Here is an 18,067-nt window from a genome sequence, read left to right on the forward strand (position 1 = left end):
TTTAATTATCGTCTTATGGTTAGCGCTTATATATTATTCAGACTGGTTTTCAGCAATTCCAAGCTTTGACATACGATAGCGTAACGAGCGGAAAGTGGTGCCCAACAATTCAGCAGCTTGGGTCTTATTCCAGTTTGTCTGTTTAAGGGCGGTAATAATCAGCTGCCTTTCCTGCTCTTGCAAATAATGCTCTAAGCCTTGGGCAGGTAATTGACCGGTGCTAATATTTTCTTGATTTACGGGTGGTCTTAAATTTTCTGAATTTTCTGCTTCATTGCTTAATGGTTCTGACATAGCGCTGGCTGCTGTTTTATCAGGTTGTGCTGTAGGACTGGCTGCAGCGTGCGCATTCATTGAAGGATAGTGCTGCGTAATGGTGCGATAAGGAGATATAGTAGCTTTTGCTTGTTGCGTGCCGTCTTTTTCTACGGCTTCTACGTTATTTTTTTCCGCATTATCTTTTATAGATTGCGCTCCCAAGCTTTCACTTTTATCTAAAATAGTATTGCTCGAAAGGGTCGCTTTGTCAGCGCTATTATTTTGCTCTACTTCTGCAATAGCTTCTTGCGCGTTCTCTAGTTGTTGGTTGTCGAAATCAGCTAAGCCTAAATGACTGGCATCAATAGTGGATGTCTCCGCCAAGGTTATTGCACGCTCAAGGATGTTACGTAATTCGCGAACATTACTCGAAAAGTCGTGATGTTGTAGACGCGCGCAAGCAGCATTGGTCAGTGTTAGCGGCGACTCCAATTGCCATTCGTCGGCAATTAAGGTCAAAAAGTGCTTGGCCAATACCGGTATATCATCACGTCTTGCGTTAAGCGTCGGCAGTTTAAGCTCAATGACATTGATGCGGTAATATAAATCTTGGCGAAAGCTACCTGCTTGTACCAGCTGATTTAAATCTTTATGCGTCGCTGATAGGATACGAATATCAACTGGCACTTCTTTGGTATCGCCGATTGCACGCACAGTTTTTTCTTGAATGGCGCGCAGTAATTTGACCTGCATCGCTAGTGGCAAGTCGGCGACCTCATCTAAAAATAGCGTACCGCCATTGGCCTGTTGAAACAGTCCTTGTTTATCAGCCACAGCGCCAGTAAAGCTGCCTTTTTTATGACCAAAAAATTCTGACTCCATCAGCTCTGACGGAATCGCGCCGCAGTTGACTGGCACGAAGCTGCCATCGCGGCGCGGGCTTAAATCATGGATCAAGCGCGCAACCACTTCTTTACCAGTGCCCGATGCCCCCGATAAAAAAACTGGCGCTTGTGAGCGCGCTAACTTTAAAATGGTATTTTTTAGTGGGTGCTTGTTCGCGGCGTAAATCTTCTAAAATGACAAGCTTACTGTCATTTTTTAGCGGGATAATTTCAACGCGAAGCTTACCAAAGACAGAGGCATTGGCAGTAGCTGGCAACTCATAAATAAAACTGCGAGATTGTCCCGTCTCTATCGATAAGCAAGCTTCAAATAACTGTGGATGTTGCGCGCGAAGCTGCTGCTGAAAGTCGGCGAGTGGTTTGTTTGCAATATGATTTTTAATATTATTTGAAGAGTTGTTCGCATGGCTGTTTAAAGAATTGTTTAACAAGCTGTTTGGCGAGCTACTTAGCGCAGCATTTGTCTCAACATACTCTGCATCCATTGCCGTAGCATTTGGAATACTCAGTAATTGATAAGCCGAAAGGTTGGCTAAAACCACTTGTTCACAATCGGTGACGATGACACCGTTGGCCATTTGGGTGATGACTTCTTGATTGATAACGTTTAAGCGTTCGACTTCTTTGGCGTGGCGGGCCGCTACTTTCTCAACTTGTACCAAGCGCTGCGAGATTGACCAACTCAAACCGCCGACTGCCAAAAAGCTGGCTGACATCAGGAGCGCATCGCCTAAATTTGCCAAATTCATGCTATTGGCAATCGCATAAAAAAACTGCTGATAGATAACGAAAATAATCGCCAGTAAAGTAATAATCAGCGCTTGCGAGCTATGAAGCAGCATAAAGCTTGCAGCAACCACCACCATATACAGCATGGTCAACTGCAAATCAGGCGCGCCAGCGGTATAAAGCAGTAAGCTTAAAATAATGACGTCTACCGCTAAACCAAACGCCAGCTGTTGCCGTGGATGCTTGGTCACCACATAAAATAAACCCAATAAAATTAAGCTTAAAAGGACATAAAAACTGAGCGCGGTTTGCTGCAAAAAACTTGGTAATGATGAACCATCGCTAGCGCGCTGTGATATACACCATCAGCATAGAAAATAGGCTGACGACAAAGCGATAGCTGCTATAAATCAAACCCAACCTGCGCAGCTGCGGCAAAGGTAAGGTGTCATCGCGCTGAAAATAATCCGTAATAGCGGCTATAACGCTAGGAGCAGATTTCTTATGCTGCTCATGTTGCTTAGACTTTGACGATGGCACAGGCTTTGAAGGTTTCATAGGCTTTAAAGTTTTCACTGGCTCTAAAGCCTTTTAAGTTGAGCGTAATAGAAGGGAAGGTGCTTACTATACTTAGTTATTTATGCTTAGTAACTTACGGTTGAATAAGCCCGTGACGAATGGCCAAATGGGTCAATTTTACATCGCTATCGACACCGACTTTTTCATAAATGCGGTAACGATAAGTATTGATGGTTTTGACGCTGACAAATAACTGGTCGGCGATTTGCTGCGGGCTTTGGCAATTCACCACCATCATCGCGACCTGTTTTTCTCGGTCACTTAATAAGTCAAAAGGTGAGCTGGCATTATCAGATAGCAGAACATCCGCCAATTGCTCAGCAACGTCTTGGCTAAAGTAACGCCCGCCCTGATAGACTTTTTTCACCGCGCGTATCATCTCGTCAAGCGGCGTCCCTTTGGTAATATAACCATTGACACCCGCTTTAATAAGCATTGACGGATAAGGCTGCGCTGACATGCTACTCACGGCCAAAATCTTAAAGCCCATATCAAGCTGGATGAGGCGTTTGGTGGCTTCGAGGCCGCCAATATTGGGCATATTGACATCGAGCAATATCACATCCGGACGCAGCTGTTTTGCCAATTTAATCGCCATATCGCCACTATCCGCTTCACCGACGACTTCTATATCGGCACTATCTGCCAACATGCGGCTAATGCCCATTCGCACCAAATCATGATCATCTACTACTAGTACTCGAATCATAGTTATACTCTTTTCTATTGGTCAGAATAAAGGGTGCACTGTTAAACTTAAACTATCTAAATGATTTTACTGTCTTATTATAAATGTCAGCTGCTATAAATTTATTGACTAAAATATGTAAACTTAAAAATTCCCTTATATTAAGCAGCATACTTTTATAGGAACTTTGCAATTGTGCCCTTATAAGCTTAAATTTAATGCTATATTGCGCCATTGTTAATTAATATTGCTGCAATATAAATTAAATGTAGTAAAATTTGAATGTGGTCAAAAAACGACATCTAATTGATTTAGTAGATTAAACTTAAATGCAAACCATGATACACTAAAAATACAAAAACTCTATGCGAGTATCTACAAACACAACCACAAACGCTACGTACGTTGTTGGTGTTAGTTAGTATGTAACTAATTTTCTAACTAATGGCAGCGCGGCTGCAGGAGGCATAATGAAGCAACTACCATTAACCAAACAGCAATTAATCGCTGCTCTGATTTCATTGAGTTTGGGCAGTGTTGCACAAGCGGCGCTTACCATTAATGGTAGTTCTGGCTCTGAGTCTAGTGCTCGTGTGAGCTGGGGCGGTGCCGATAGCTTATCTGAAGCGCGTAAAATCATGTACAACAGCAGTAATAGCTCGGCGATTAAAAAAGTAGACAATGGCTACGGCGCCACCAATATTACTAATGCACACAGTTTTGGTAGCAGCAATAATAGCTTCAATAATACCAACAGCTATAACACCGCTTATCGTGGTGGTTTTAACAGCGGTAGTATGATTCCGATCAGTACCGATTCGCGCAGTGTTGTGGTCATCGATGCTGAAACCGGCGAATCTATCTACGAAAAAGACGCGGATATTGCCCGTCCAATGGCCAGTATCACCAAGGTCATGACCGCGATGGTGGTACTAGATGCCGGTCTGGATATGCGTGAAGAGATTATCTTAGACGCAGAAGACTTCGTCGGCCCCAAACGCGCAAGCTCTCGTCTAAAAGTAGGAGATCGTCTCAACCGTGCCGAAATGCTACTCATGGCCTTGATGAAGTCAGAAAACCCAGCCGCAAAGAGTCTGGCGCGTAACTATCCAGGTGGTTATAGTGCCTTTATACGCGCTATGAACCGTAAAGCTCAAGACTTGGGCATGACCACCGCTTACTTCGGTGACCCAACGGGTCTTGATAAGCGTAACGTCGCTTCATCAAATGATCTCGTTAAAATGGTACGTGCAGCTGGCAACTACGATGTCATTCGTCGTTTTTCGACCACCAAAAGCTATGACTTTTTTGTCTCTAACTACTCAAGCGGCAACCGTACCTATAAAGCTAACAATACCAGCAGCTTAGTGCGTGATGGTAGCTACCCAATCGGTATCTCAAAAACTGGCTTTATCAATGAAGCAGGGCGCTGCGTGGTGATGGAAACCCGCGTTAATAACCGTCCAGCGATTATCGTGATTTTGGGCGCAAACAGTTCAGCGACGCGTTGGGGTGATGCTAAAAATATCTTAAACAGTTTGGCGACTCGCCGTACCGTATAAGCGTGTTATTTTAATATTGATGTACAAGGCTGTTATGTAATATAACAGCCTTTTTATTGGGTCAAATTTAAGCCCATTTAAGGAAAAATCATATGTTCCAAGTATCGGCTATGACGCCCGCGCCCAAACTATATTTACTTACCAATGATGATGAATTTGTGGTTTTATATGCAAAACTAGAAGCAGCATTAGCAACAGGGCTGGTAGCATTATTGCAAATTCGCCGTAAAAAAACCTTACAAGCGGTCAATGGCAAAGCAGAACTCTATGAAGAAGCGCGGCAGATAGTCAGCTTGGCCAAAGCTCATGACGTTGCAGTTGTAATGAACGATGATGTTGCACTTGCCAAAAAACTTGGCATCGGGGTGCATTTAGGTCAACAAGATGGCGCTATCGATGATGCCAAACGTTATCTTACAGCCGAACAAATTATTGGGCGAACTTGTCACGGCGATGTAGCGCTGGTCAAACAAGCCAAAGAAGACGGCGCAAGCTATGCGGCGATGGGCGCAGTTTTTGCTTCAAATACCAAACCTAATGCCCATGTGATATCTCGCCAGCAGCTCATCGAAGGTTGTCAACAGGGGATTGATATCTGCGTGATAGGGGGGTTGACGGCGGAAAATATAATCGAGCTGGCGGGTTTGCCAATTACCTATGTGGCGGTCGTTGGCGATATTATGGATTTGCCTGTACAGAAAATTGCCGCGCGTTGTCAGCAATGGCAGCAGGCGCTTAGCAGATGGCAAACGCCTGCTTGATTAGAAAGTTATTTCAAGTGAAACGTATTTAAAATAGACATTAAAAATTATTCTGCATGTTCCATACACAACGTGGCATATGGCAGCGCTTTCAAGCGTTGCTCTTCAATTTGTTTGCCGCACACTTCACATTCACCGTAGGTACCGTTTTCAATACGGCTTAGCGCGTTTTCGACGTAGATAAGGCTTTGACGTGCTTCATCCATCAAGCTTGCGCGCATGTCGTTTTGACGGTATGAGATGGCCTGATCTTCCCAATGTTCATTGAGGTCGTCTTGCGGGTTTTGAATATGGTCTTCGATTTTATCAATGCGAGTTTCATATTCTTCCTTTAGGTTTAGCAGGTCTTGTTTGGCAGTTTCAATATCAATACTCATAATTTTCTCCTAAGAAATTGTTTTTATTGTTAGGTTTATTATTCATTATCATCATAGGTTTTATAATAAGCTGCTTTCTTATAATGAGCGGTGCTTATCATAAACACTCTTTTATCATAAACAGCCTAATGATGAAGTACCACCACGAAATGTTACTGTTCTTAGTGCATATGATTACTATTGAAATTTGGCATTTATATGAATTGATAATCTATAGCGCAAAATTTATCACAGTTCTTTATAAGAGAAGACTAAAAACTGCTAGAATACACCGCTGAAATTCTTGCTGGGACAGTTCTATAACACCAAGTGCGAGAATGACCCATAATATACGTTTTAAGATGACTGTTTCGTAAAAACGTTTTGCAGTTAGCAAACAGCCATATTGTAGATTAACCATAGATGATGCATAGGAGCAGGTAATGAATTTTTTGCGTATGAGTGAGCTGAGCTTAGCGGATAAGGTGGTATTGATTCGTGAAGACTTAAATGTGCCTATCAAAGATGGCAAAGTCGCAAGCGATGCGCGCCTGCAAGCCAGTTTGCCTACCATCAAAATGGCGTTAGAAAAAGGCGCGGCGGTGATTGTTTGCTCACACCTTGGTCGTCCGACAGAAGGCAGTCCTGAGGCCATCTACTCGCTTGCGCCAGTTGCTGATTATTTAAGCGATAAGCTAGCTGCGCCAGTCAGCTTAAATAAAGACTATCTAACTCAAGGCGTGGCAATCAAGGCAGGCGAAGTCGTGCTGCTAGAAAACGTGCGCTTTAATAACGGCGAGAAGAAAAACGACACAGCGTTGGCGCAAAAATATGCGGATTTGTGCGATGTGTTTGTCATGGATGCTTTTGGCACGGCGCACCGCGCGCAAGCGTCAACCGAAGGCGTAACTCAAGCCATGCGTCAAGCGGGCAAAGTCGCTTGCGCTGGACCTTTATTGGCCGCTGAGCTTGATGCCTTAAGTATTGCGCTTGAAACGCCAGCCCAACCGATGCTGGCAATCGTTGGTGGCTCAAAAGTCTCGACCAAGCTTGAAGTACTGCATAGCTTAGCTGAAGTCTGCTCGCAAATTATCGTTGGCGGCGGTATTGCCAATACTTTTTTGGCAGCGCAAGGTCATAGCGTTGGAGCATCATTATATGAGGCGGAACTGGTCGATACCGCTCGTGATATTATGAGTAAGACTGAGATTTTATTGCCAGAGTATGTGGTCGTGGCCGATAAAAATGAGATTGATTTTGCGGACTTTAACGGCTCATTACAAAAAGCGGCGGCGACTATCAAGTCGGTCGATACCATCGGCGATAATGACATGATTTTAGACATCGCGCCAGAGAGTGCCGAGCAATTAGCGGCTGCTATCATCAAGGCAAAAACCATTTTATGGAATGGACCGGTCGGCGTATTTGAAGTCGATGCTTTTGGACAAGGTACGCAAATTGTGGCAAACGCGGTTAAAGATAGCCAAGGGTTCTCGATTGCGGGCGGCGGTGACACGTTAGCGGCAATTGATAAATATCAAGTAGCTGACGGTGTAAGTTATATGTCGACGGGTGGCGGCGCGTTCTTAGAATTCGTAGAAGGTAAAGTATTACCTGCGGTTGCCGCCTTACAAATCAGCGAGTAATCGTTTTATCGTCATTTATCAATTAAGTAACATTAGACGTACAACTTATTATGAGTATCTGGGGTAGGCTATAAAAATAATAAAGTGACCACCGTGTTTGGTTCTATTGCTGTTTGGCCTGTCTATATGAGAGCTGCAGGATAAAAGTGAGCGTGAAAGGTCACAGCTTATTATTAAGTAGTAATTATTTGTTTCCATACTGAAAATTATGATTGCATGCCCAATTTGTACTCTATAAAATAGCGAAAATCATGTATTTGGCATGCTTTATTTACGAGAGGTTTATTATGTTAAAACGTCATTTGTTACTTGCTAGTGTCCTTGCTGGTACCTTTGCAATTACTGCATGTAGCCAAGAAACACAAGATAAAACGGAAGCTGCTGCTGAGTCTGCGGGTGATGATGCTGCTGCTAACACAGAAGTTGCCGCTGCTGAAACCGAAGCCGCTGCTGCTGACGCTGAAGTTGCTGCCCAAAACGCCGGCGCAGAAGTTGCTGAAGGCGCTGAAACAGCTGGGGCTGCTGCGACTGACGCGATAGAAAATACTGGTGAAGCAGTTGTAGTTGGCGCAAATGAAGCCGTTTCCGCTACTGCTGGCGTGGTTGCTGATGGTGCCTCTGCTGTTGAAGAGAAAGCCAGTGAAAACGCAGTAGAAGCAGAACAACAGTACTAATTGATTGCTAATCAGTTATGATTCATTCAAGTTATTTGATTTTAATAATTGACTTGCATGCATAGCGCTATAATCAATAGCGGTCTTATAAGCCTCGAAATACTAAAAAGCTTTGGTGATGACCAAGGCTTTTTGCGTTTTATGCATTGTTAAAAGTAAAGTATGCAATAGCATCATTCATCAATTAAACCAAAGCTGTAACCTTAATACAATCGGTATACTCAATAAAACCGCAAGCTTAATCTAGCTTAATAATATGTGCCTAATAAATAGTCGCTCAACCGCTACGAAGCGTGGGCAAAATTTGCTATAATCTGCGCGTGATAATTGCTAGTAAAAATCCTGCATTTTCCCAACTGTTCTATAGTGCTGCTTGTCGATTTAACTACCTTGCAGCGAGGATAGAACACTTGTAATCACCAAATCGTTACAAGTATTTATTTTAAAATCTAATCAGAGAGCGTTTTATGGCCTTAATATCTTTACGTCAACTTTTGGATCATGCCGCTGAGCACAGCTATGGTGTCCCTGCCTTTAACGTCAATAACTTAGAGCAGATGCGTGCCATTATGATGGCGGCCGACGCTTGTGATTCACCTGTTATCGTGCAAGCCAGTGCGGGCGCGCGTAGTTATGCAGGGTCAGCATTTTTACGTCATCTAATTATTGCTGCGATTGAAGAATGGCCGCATATTCCGGTGGTGATGCATCAAGACCATGGTATGTCACCTGCGATTTGCCAGCGCTCAATTCAGCTTGGTTTTTCATCGGTGATGATGGACGGCTCGCTCGGTGAAGACGGAAAAACGCCAATGGATTATGATTATAATGCCAGCGTGACCCGCGAAGTGGTGAAAATGGCCCACGCGTGCGGCGTGTCTGTCGAAGGTGAAATCGGTTGCTTAGGTAGCCTTGAGACCGGCATGGCAGGCGAAGAAGACGGCTCAGGCGCAGAAGGCGTATTGGATCACGAGCAACTATTGACCAGTGCTGATGAAGCCGAGCAGTTTGTTAAAGATACTAATGTCGATGCATTAGCCATTGCCATTGGTACCAGTCATGGCGCGTATAAATTTACCCGCCCACCGACAGGCGATATCTTATCGATTGAGCGCGTCAAAGAGATTCATGCGCGTATCCCGCATACCCATTTGGTGATGCATGGTTCGTCGTCAGTACCGCAAGAATGGCTAAAAGTTATTAATGAAAACGGCGGTGATATCGGTGAAACCTATGGTGTACCGGTTGAACAAATCGTTGAAGCGATTAAGCACGGCGTCCGCAAAGTCAATATCGATACCGATTTACGTTTGGCATCAACGGGCGCTATCCGTAAATTCTTGGCAGAAAACCCTAGCGAATTTGATCCACGTAAATATTTCAAAGCCTCTATGGTTGCGATGTCAGATATCTGTACCAATCGTTTTGAAGCCTTTGGCTCAGCGGGTCAGGCGCATAAAATTCGTCCTATCAGCCTCGAAGGTATGGTCGATTTTTATAAATAAGCGTGGTTAGCAAAGCATGCTCATTGAGCCATAACAGCCGCTTATTTTTAGCGCAAATGCTATAAGCAGTTTTTATATTAAATCTTATAAAAGGTGGTGGATTAATGATTGGATTGATTACGGGGCAGGTGCAATATTTGATGGCGCCGACTGCCTGTGTCATGACTGCCTCTGGCGTAGGCTACGATATAGAGCTGCCGCTGCCGTCATTTTGCCAGTTGCGTCTTAATGAGCAGGCGAGCATTTGGACGCATTTTCACGTGCGTGAAGATGCGCAGCTGCTTTTTGGTTTTATCGATCGTAAAGAGCGCGATGTTTTTCGCCAATTGATTAAAATCAATGGCGTTGGGGCAAAAATGGCGCTGGCGATGCTGTCTGCGATGTCAGCGGCTGAGCTAAAAATGCACGTCGAGCAAGAGTCTGAGACGGCATTAACGCGTATTCCGGGTATTGGTAAAAAGACCGCACAGCGTTTATTGATTGAGCTAAAAGATAAGCTGAAAAATATCGAGGTTGATAATAGCAGTTTAGAATTTGCGCTTCAGCCTGCGCCTATGTCTGCTGAAGGCAGTATCATCGCTGAGGTCGAGGGCGCGCTGATTAGCTTGGGTTATAAAGAACGAGAAGCGCAGCAAGCGATTAAAGCAGCGAAAAGTAACGGCGATACCTTTGCCGATACGCAAAGCTTGTTAAAAGCCACTCTGCAACAGCTCTCTGGCTTTTAATTATTTAAACTATAAGTAATTATGTTAAATTTTAAACAGATAAGCGACATTGATTGTCGCTTATTTTCGTTTTAGGCTGTGTTTTATTGACTACCTGCTTTATGATGTTTTGCATGACTTATGCGCAGCGTTTGGTTATGCTGTTTATGATTTAGTCTTTTAAAAATAATGATTTTAATAAAATGATAAAACCTATGATGCAAGATCGTTTGATTAATCCGTTAGAAGGGGCAGGTGATGCGCCTGACTCTAATATTCGACCGGCATTATTGGCTGAATATATCGGTCAGCCGGTGGTGCGTGAACAGATGGAAGTGTTTATTGGCGCGGCACGTGGTCGCGACGAGGCATTAGATCATACTTTGATTTTTGGTCCGCCGGGGCTTGGTAAAACCACACTTGCTAATATTATTGCCCGTGAAATGGGTGGCAATCTGCGTTCTACCTCAGGGCCTGTACTTGAGCGTGCTGGTGATTTGGCCGCCATGCTGACCAATTTAGAAGCGGGCGATGTGCTCTTTATCGATGAGATTCATCGTCTAAGTCCGGTCATTGAAGAAATTCTTTATCCAGCAATGGAAGATTTTCAGCTTGATATTATGATTGGCGAAGGTCCAGCGGCACGTTCTATCAAGCTTGATTTACCGCCGTTTACTTTGGTGGCAGCAACCACACGCGCAGGGCTGCTGACTTCGCCATTGCGAGATCGTTTTGGCATCGTGCAGCGCTTAGAGTTTTATAATATCGCTGATCTGACAACGATTGTTAGCCGTGCGGCGCGTTTGATGCGGGTACCGATGAGCGAAGATGGCGCAGTAGAGATTGCGCGCCGTTCGCGCGGTACGCCAAGGATTGCCAATCGGCTATTACGCCGTGTGCGTGATTATGCCCAAGTCAGAGGAGATGGCAGTATCAATGGCGCGATAGCGGGTAGTGCGCTTGATATGCTTGCCGTAGATAGACGAGGTCTCGACCATTTGGACAGACGCTATATAGAGATATTACACGAGCGTTTTGATGGTGGTCCTGCAGGCGTTGAAGCAATAGCAGCAGCGATGGCCGAAGATCGCGGTACGCTTGAGGATGTGATTGAACCATATTTAATACAACAAGGTTATGTGCTGCGTACGGCGCGTGGTCGGGTATTGACGCAGATGGCGATTGACCAGATGTTGTAGGATAGTCAGTTCGAAACGCACGAAGCGTGTCTTTAATAGCATGGTGCGGGTATCAATTTTCTTCGCTTGCTATGTGCTTTGCATTCCAGAGGCTTTGAAAAACTCATACCTGCAGCCACGCATTTATTTCAAAATAAATGAACCATATTAAAACTATAAAAGCGTTTACCTTTAATTGTGAGATTAAAGGTAAACGCTTTTTCATACTGCAGTTTTTTAAATTAAGCTTTAGGTAAAGCTTCAGGCCATATCTTCCCTGGATTTAAAATGTTTTTAGGGTCAAGGGCTGACTTAATGGCTTGCATCAACACTAAAGCATTGCCGTGCTCTTGCTGCATATATTTTTGTTTGCCTTGTCCAATACCGTGCTCACCGGTACAGGTGCCATCCATCTCAATCGCACGGCTGGCAAGGCGGCTGATGATACCATCGGCGGTGGCAACCTCTTCAGGGTTATTGGTATCGACCAATAATAAAACATGAAAATTACCGTCGCCGACGTGACCGACGATAGGTCCAATCATACCCGATGCTTCGATGTCTTTTGCCGTAGCGCTGACGCATTCTGCCAAGCGTGAAATGGGCACGCAGGCATCAGTCGATAAGGCGCTGGCTTCAGGTCGTAAGGCAGAGCTGGCATGATAGGCGTTATGGCGCGCTTGCCACAGACGTTTACGCTCGGCTTCGTTGGTATCCCAAGCAAAATCTGTACCGCCGAACTCTTCGATGATATCGGTAAAGATTTGCGCTTGCTCGGCGACGCTGGCTTCTGTGCCATGGAATTCTACAAATAGCGTAGGCGTTTCTGTTAAATTCAAATTGGCATATTGGTTACAAGCTTTGATTTGCATCGCATCGAGCAGCTCGATACGGGCAATTGGCAAGCACATTTGAATCGTCAACATCACCGCCTGACAGGCATCCTCAATCGTTGGGAAATGACAAATACCACTACCAATACACTCACTAATACCAAATAGTTTAAGCGTAATCTCGGTTACAATGCCAAGTGTCCCCTCAGAGCCTATCATTAAGCGCGTCAAGTCATAACCAGCGGCCGACTTTTTGGCGCGAGTACCAGTGCGCACAATGTCTCCACTGGCGGTCACCACTTCAAGGGCGAGTACCACATCTTTCATGGTGCCATAGCGGACGGCATTGGTGCCTGAAGCACGGGTCGCGACCATACCGCCGATACTGGCATTGGCACCGGGGTCTATTGGAAAAAATAGTCCAGTATCACGTAAATAATGATTGAGCTGCTCGCGCGTGACCCCAGGTTGTACCGTTACCGTCAAATCTTCATTATTAACCTGTAATATCGCATCCATGCCATGCATATCAATACATAGCCCGCCATAGGGCGCATTTAATTGACCTTCTAAGGATGAGCCAATACCAAAGGCGATGACTGGCATCTGATGCTGATTGCAAATCTCAACCGCAGCAGCAACCTCGTGTTTATCCTGCACGGTCAATACCGCGTCGGGTGGCTGGTTAGTAAGCCAGGTCATGGTATGACCATGCTGTTCACGTACAGTGGTATTGGTGCTAAGTTGTTTGCCAAAGCGTGTTTGCAAAGCGGCAATAGCGTCACTATGGTCTGATTTAATTAAATCATGAGATTTGGAAGGCGATATAGATGATATGGTCGACATAGGTAAATTCTCCATATAAGACGTATATTTACTGGGTAAACGACATGCTAAATAAGATAAAAAGTTAAGCTCTAATGCATTTTAATTGTCGTTAAAGGGCAATTAAAATGCATTAGAGCTTATTCAAGTGAGATATTTTGATAGTAATTAACGGATACTTTTTCGTTAAAAATTAATAGTCTAAGCTAAAACCCGCCAAATAACGACGATAATGGCTAATAGATAAAAGATAGGCGCAAACCAACCGACTTGTGTGGCGATAGCAATAAATACTGCAAAACCTGATAGCGCTAGCCAATCACGGCGTCGATCATTGAGCATATCAGCGCGTATTTGTTGGATCTCGCGCAGTTGACTGTCTTGGCGCGAACCTTGTGAGGCAAGGCTTTGTAGACCTTGGTCTAGCAGCTTAGGAATATCCGTCGTTGATAATAAAATCTCTGGCAACTGCTGGCGTAAGTGTTGCAGATTACGCATCGGGTCGAGCTGCTCTTTGATCCAGCCGCTTAAAATGGGCTTAGCAAGCGACCAAATATCCAGCTCAGGATATAAATCGCGACCAAGTCCCTCGACATGCACCAAGGTTTTCAGCAGCAGCATCAATTGAGGCGGGATACTCATATGATGGCGTCGCGCGATATCCAGAATTTGCATCAAGACACCAGCAAAGTCGATATCGTTAATGGATTTTTGCAGCATCGGACCGACAGTGCGTTTCATATCGCGCATGAGCGCATGCTTATCGGTATTGGGCGGTATCCACCCAGCACGGCTGACGATATCAACCATCGCCGTAAAGTTATTATTCATCACCGCCAACAGCATGCGCGCGACGATAAGCTGATCGTCTTTTGATAGCGTACCCATAATGGCACAATCAAGCCCGATATAGCGTGGCTCATGACCCAAATTGACCGCTGTCATATCTGTCGTGAGTATTTTAACCGGCGGCGTTTCTACAAAGACATTACCCGGATGCATATCGGCATGAAAAAAGTTATCGCGAAATACTTGGGTAAAAAATATCGTTAAGCCTTTTTCTGCTAGTGTCGCACGGTCATAACCAAGCTTATCAAACACCTCAACTTGTGAGATAGGAACGCCTTGAATACGCTCCATGACCATGACGTTTTTGGCAGCGTCATAGACTTCAGGCACATACATCAGTGCTGAACCTAAGAAGTTATTGCGCATCTGCGTGGTATTGTCCGCTTCCAAGGTTAAATCTAATTCATTAAGCATCACTTGGCGATAGTCTTCGACAATATCAACAATGTGAATCGCGCGCGCCGCTTCGATACGCGCCGATGCCCAATTAGCAAGCTCACGCAGTAGTTCAAAGTCAGCAACGATAGTGGTGCGAATATCAGGGCGAACCACTTTCACTACTACCTCACGGCCATCATGCAAAGCGGCCGTATGTACTTGAGCGATAGAAGCCGCTGCTAATGGTTTAAAATCAAAGCGGGCAAATAGCGTAGCGATAGATTGACCCAAACCATATCTGGTATCTTGGATCTGGGCAATAGCAACGTCAGAGTCGAAAGGCTTGACCTTGTCTTGCAACTGCACCAATTGCTCGATAATCTCAGGCGGCACCAAATCGCGGCGCGTCGAGAGCAGTTGTCCCAGTTTTAAAAACAGCGTACCCATATCCTCAAGCGCATACTTGATGGCATTGGGCTGATGTTTTTTACCCCAAGCCGCCGGGTGTAAACGGATTAAACGCGCCAAAGGTTGCAATTGCGGCGCTTCTTCGACAGAAAGGTGGGTATCAATGCGATAAGCGGCGGCAATACGCCAAAGTTCAAGCAAGCGGGCGCGATGGGATAGTAGCATGAGATAGGGTTACTCTAAAAAGTCGAAAATAGGGCAGAGTCTATGATGGCGCATAGTTAGCGTTTAGGTCGTCATAGACTCTATTTATTATTATCTATGATTGGTTAAACGTGCTTGCTCATCTTTGATAGCGGCAAGCTTGGCTTCTTCACGTTCGATATCCGCACGCAGCTTTAATAACTGCTGCTTTAGATCATTGACTTCGGCGGCTTCCATCGGGTCAGGAGCGGCATTGCCAGCTACGTCATTGGCCCAGTCGCTGACATCGTTAAAGGCGCGTTTGGCATTATGACGCCAGCTGCCTTTTAGTTGTGATATCAGCAAATGAAGTTGACTGGCCATCGGTTTCCCAATAAACGGCTCAAGCTGGCCGGCGATATCAGGATCAAACCCTGCAACCAGCTGCTTAAGTTGCATCAGCACTTTGTAATCACCAGCAATCGGTAAGTTGCCTTCTGTGCCGCGCATAAGATTCAGCAGCTGCGCAGGATTATCAACGGTAATGATACAGTCTGGTCGACTATGGCCAAGTCGCGAACGCTCTAGGCTGGCCTGTTGGCGCTCATTCATACTGCCGCTTGGTTCAAACACGCCTTCTGTCATGACGGGCTCAAAGCGCAAACGATCTTCGGTAAATAAAACGTCTAGATTAATCTCAGGCATGCCCATATTGAGACGCAGCACTTTGCCCGCAAGCGGCGCTAGCCCAGCTTTAGTAATCTCATCGCTGGCAATGGCGATATTAATAAACTTTTCGGCACCTGCCAAAAGTAACACAGTCAGCATAAGGCCCTCACAATGTTTGGTTGAGCGCCATAAGCGCGGCGCATATTTCAATATTGGCTGTTATAACGATGTAAACGCCTGCTCAACGACAGACGTTTTTGTATTATAAAAAGCGTGTTTATCTAAGCAGCTTTTGAAAAGCGCTAAAGCTATTCTTTTTCTAAAACTGTGCTTTTCTAAAACTGTGATTTTTTAAAACTAAGCTTTAAAGCCGCGATGCACCGCAACGATACCAGCGGTCAAGTTATGATAATCACAATTCTCAAAGCCTGCTTGCTGCATCATCTGCTTAAGTGTTTGCTGATCAGGGTGCATACGAATTGATTCTGCTAAGTATTGATAGCTCTCAGAGTCATTGGCAACCAACTTACCCATAATCGGCAACGCCGTAAATGAATACAAATCATAAGCTTTAGATAATGGCTCAAACACAGGTTTTGAGAATTCTAAAATCAATAAACGACCGCCTGGCTTGAGGACGCGATACATAGATTTTAGCGCTGCATCCTTGTCTGTGACGTTACGCAGACCAAAGCTGATAGTCACCAAATCAAAGCTTTCATCATCAAATGGCGCCAAAGTTTCAGCGTTTGCTAAGACGAAATCAACGTTATTACAGCCGGCATTGATGAGGCGTTCGCGGCCAACTTCTAGCATCGCTGCATTGATATCTGATAATACCACATGGCCGTTGCGACCCACTTCACGGCTAAATACTTTGGCCAAATCACCCGTACCGCCAGCGATGTCGAGCACCTGCTGGCCGGCGCGTACACCTGACAAGCTAATCGCATAACGTTTCCACAGGCGATGAATACCAAACGACATTAAGTCATTCATAATGTCGTATTTTTTGGCAACTGAGGTGAAAACATCGGCAACGCGCGCTTGTTTTTCTGCTTTATTGACCGTTTTATAGCCAAAATGCGTTTGCTCATTACCATCGGTATCAGGCGTATGTGGATTATTGATGTCATCACGTTGGTTAAATAGCGTTTGTTTGGCCGTTTGTGCGTGCGTAGCAGTAGGATTGGCGCTGTTATTTATGGTGTTTGGCATAGTCGTTTGTTGACCTTGTGGGGTTCCGGTTGGTAAGTCTTGCACTTGGGTGAAGTCGTTATTATCGCTGCTATCGGCTGCAGCATTGGCATTCAGCGTCGTACTAGCGCTTTGGTTTTGACGCGCTTTTACTTGCGCGGTGATGCTTTGATTATGAGCAATACTGTCTTTAACCAATTTATCTTGCAGATGACCATGAGAAGTAGGGTTATCAGTATGGGATTGATCGGCTTGGCTAGGGTTGTTATTTGAGTTATCAGTCATACGATTATCCTATTATTTGTTTTTATGATGGCGTATTTAAGCGTTGTTTGCATAAGGTTTAAACACCGATTGCATACGGTTTAAACCCTATTTAAGCACTATAACGGTCAGTTAGCCACGGGCATTATTGACCCTATCATACACCAAACGCTGCTGGCTTACCGCCATTATCGGTGTCATGAACTTCGTCAATAATCTCAAGCTCGCGCTCACAAAACGGTTCAATAAAGCTGCTGACACTTTTTAGCGGTTTCATCGCTTTAAAGCCTGAATCGATAAAGTCGTAAAGCGGCTGGAAGTTATGGCGATAAGCCGTGCCTTTTGCGAGACCAAAGGCTTTTTTGAGCATAAATGAATTCAAATCTTTATCAGTACGGTAGCAAACCTCTTTTAAATTATTAATCTGCACGCGGCGCTCATTGGCCTCATCGACTGCGCGGTAAGCGGCAAGCATATTTTCTTCATTGACTGCTAAATCTTGCGCAACCAACCACTCGGCCAAATGTAAATCCAGCTCAATGGCCAAGATAGACGCTTGAATGCCCATGCTGCCCGCTTCTAAAGAAGCTTCTTTAGCAAGGCGTTCAAGTTTTTTGGCTTTGGGTAAGATACGATCTAACTGCTCTGCCAATACTTTAAATTCATCACCACCGTATAGCTGGGTTAAAAAATACTCTGCCATCGGTTTGTTTTTTGGTTGTTCAAACAGCGCGCTATGGGTATGCTTAATACGTGCCTGTTGCCATGCTTGCACTTCTTTGAGCTTGGTATTTAAGGCAGCATCTTTATGGTGTGGCAGCGCCCAAAAACGGTTTAAGTGCTGTTGTAAATTGGCTAACGCAGACATGGCAGGTAATCCTATAAAAAGTAAAAATGGCAATAAAATTGCTAATAA

General features: G+C 44.8%; 17 protein-coding genes. 7 read left to right on the top strand and 10 right to left on the bottom strand.

Features of this window, described 5'->3' with window-relative positions:
* Nucleotides 1-33: 33 nt before the first annotated feature.
* The 4 genes from RAH45_RS03820 to RAH45_RS03835 all read right to left on the bottom strand — a co-directional run bounded on the left by RAH45_RS03820 (nucleotide 34) and on the right by RAH45_RS03835 (nucleotide 3,180).
* Nucleotides 34-1,329 carry a sigma-54 interaction domain-containing protein gene (locus RAH45_RS03820; protein ID WP_373429182.1) on the bottom strand — a complete coding sequence of 432 codons (1,296 nt, stop codon included), beginning with the start codon at nucleotides 1,327-1,329 and terminating at the stop codon, nucleotides 34-36.
* Nucleotides 1,232-2,146 (bottom strand): hypothetical protein, encoded by a 915-nt coding sequence (locus RAH45_RS03825; protein WP_306495549.1) that lies wholly within the window; start codon nucleotides 2,144-2,146, stop codon nucleotides 1,232-1,234. The genes RAH45_RS03820 and RAH45_RS03825 overlap by 98 nt, the downstream gene beginning before the upstream one ends.
* An 88-nt stretch (nucleotides 2,147-2,234) precedes the next feature.
* The gene (locus tag RAH45_RS03830; protein WP_227678193.1) at nucleotides 2,235-2,468 is read right to left on the bottom strand and encodes a hypothetical protein; all 234 of its coding nucleotides are present in this window, start codon (nucleotides 2,466-2,468) and stop codon (nucleotides 2,235-2,237) included.
* Between the two features lie 76 nt (nucleotides 2,469-2,544).
* A complete protein-coding gene (locus RAH45_RS03835) occupies nucleotides 2,545-3,180 on the bottom strand; it encodes a response regulator (protein ID WP_102076814.1) in 636 nt (211 codons plus the stop codon).
* Between the two features lie 449 nt (nucleotides 3,181-3,629).
* Between RAH45_RS03835 and RAH45_RS03840 the strand changes: the two genes are divergently transcribed.
* Nucleotides 3,630-4,721: a serine hydrolase gene (locus tag RAH45_RS03840; RefSeq protein ID WP_306495550.1), complete on the top strand. Its 1,092-nt coding sequence runs from the start codon at nucleotides 3,630-3,632 to the stop codon at nucleotides 4,719-4,721.
* A gap of 92 nt (nucleotides 4,722-4,813) precedes the next feature.
* Entirely contained in the window at nucleotides 4,814-5,482 is a 669-nt protein-coding gene (locus RAH45_RS03845) for a thiamine phosphate synthase (protein WP_306495551.1), read from the top strand.
* A gap of 47 nt (nucleotides 5,483-5,529) precedes the next feature.
* On the opposite strand, the gene RAH45_RS03850 is transcribed toward RAH45_RS03845, so the two are convergent.
* Nucleotides 5,530-5,859, bottom strand: a complete 330-nt coding sequence (locus RAH45_RS03850) for a TraR/DksA family transcriptional regulator (protein WP_068406677.1) — start codon at nucleotides 5,857-5,859, stop codon at nucleotides 5,530-5,532.
* Between the two features lie 422 nt (nucleotides 5,860-6,281).
* Between RAH45_RS03850 and RAH45_RS03855 the strand changes: the two genes are divergently transcribed.
* From RAH45_RS03855 to ruvB, 5 genes are all read left to right on the top strand, one after another.
* Complete coding sequence (locus RAH45_RS03855) at nucleotides 6,282-7,484, top strand: phosphoglycerate kinase (protein WP_306495552.1); 1,203 nt, start codon at nucleotides 6,282-6,284, stop codon at nucleotides 7,482-7,484.
* Nucleotides 7,485-7,771: 287 nt separating this feature from the next.
* Nucleotides 7,772-8,158, top strand: a complete 387-nt coding sequence (locus RAH45_RS03860) for a hypothetical protein (RefSeq protein ID WP_238060650.1) — start codon at nucleotides 7,772-7,774, stop codon at nucleotides 8,156-8,158.
* Nucleotides 8,159-8,625: 467 nt separating this feature from the next.
* Entirely contained in the window at nucleotides 8,626-9,663 is a 1,038-nt protein-coding gene (gene fba, locus RAH45_RS03865) for a class II fructose-bisphosphate aldolase (RefSeq protein WP_198327873.1), read from the top strand.
* A gap of 104 nt (nucleotides 9,664-9,767) precedes the next feature.
* Entirely contained in the window at nucleotides 9,768-10,388 is a 621-nt protein-coding gene (gene ruvA, locus RAH45_RS03870; RefSeq protein WP_068404947.1) for a Holliday junction branch migration protein RuvA, read from the top strand.
* A gap of 197 nt (nucleotides 10,389-10,585) precedes the next feature.
* Nucleotides 10,586-11,566: a Holliday junction branch migration DNA helicase RuvB gene (gene ruvB, locus RAH45_RS03875; RefSeq protein ID WP_068404994.1), complete on the top strand. Its 981-nt coding sequence runs from the start codon at nucleotides 10,586-10,588 to the stop codon at nucleotides 11,564-11,566.
* Nucleotides 11,567-11,787: 221 nt separating this feature from the next.
* Here the strand turns inward: ruvB and RAH45_RS03880 are convergent, their stop codons facing one another.
* The 5 genes from RAH45_RS03880 to RAH45_RS03900 all read right to left on the bottom strand — a co-directional run bounded on the left by RAH45_RS03880 (nucleotide 11,788) and on the right by RAH45_RS03900 (nucleotide 18,019).
* A complete protein-coding gene (locus RAH45_RS03880) occupies nucleotides 11,788-13,224 on the bottom strand; it encodes an FAD-binding oxidoreductase (RefSeq protein ID WP_306495553.1) in 1,437 nt (478 codons plus the stop codon).
* A gap of 180 nt (nucleotides 13,225-13,404) precedes the next feature.
* A complete protein-coding gene (locus tag RAH45_RS03885; protein ID WP_306495554.1) occupies nucleotides 13,405-15,063 on the bottom strand; it encodes an ABC1 kinase family protein in 1,659 nt (552 codons plus the stop codon).
* 90 nt (nucleotides 15,064-15,153) lie between these two features.
* On the bottom strand, nucleotides 15,154-15,849 hold the full coding sequence (locus tag RAH45_RS03890) for a ubiquinone biosynthesis accessory factor UbiJ (protein ID WP_306495556.1): 696 nt from the start codon (nucleotides 15,847-15,849) through the stop codon (nucleotides 15,154-15,156).
* 198 nt (nucleotides 15,850-16,047) lie between these two features.
* Nucleotides 16,048-16,908 carry a bifunctional demethylmenaquinone methyltransferase/2-methoxy-6-polyprenyl-1,4-benzoquinol methylase UbiE gene (ubiE, locus tag RAH45_RS03895; protein WP_193031764.1) on the bottom strand — a complete coding sequence of 287 codons (861 nt, stop codon included), beginning with the start codon at nucleotides 16,906-16,908 and terminating at the stop codon, nucleotides 16,048-16,050.
* Nucleotides 16,909-17,308: 400 nt separating this feature from the next.
* Entirely contained in the window at nucleotides 17,309-18,019 is a 711-nt protein-coding gene (locus RAH45_RS03900; protein ID WP_201588757.1) for an FFLEELY motif protein, read from the bottom strand.
* Between the last annotated feature and the right edge of the window lie 48 nt (nucleotides 18,020-18,067).

The organism is Psychrobacter sp. van23A, from assembly GCF_030845275.1.
Lineage (GTDB): Bacteria > Pseudomonadota > Gammaproteobacteria > Pseudomonadales > Moraxellaceae > Psychrobacter > Psychrobacter faecalis.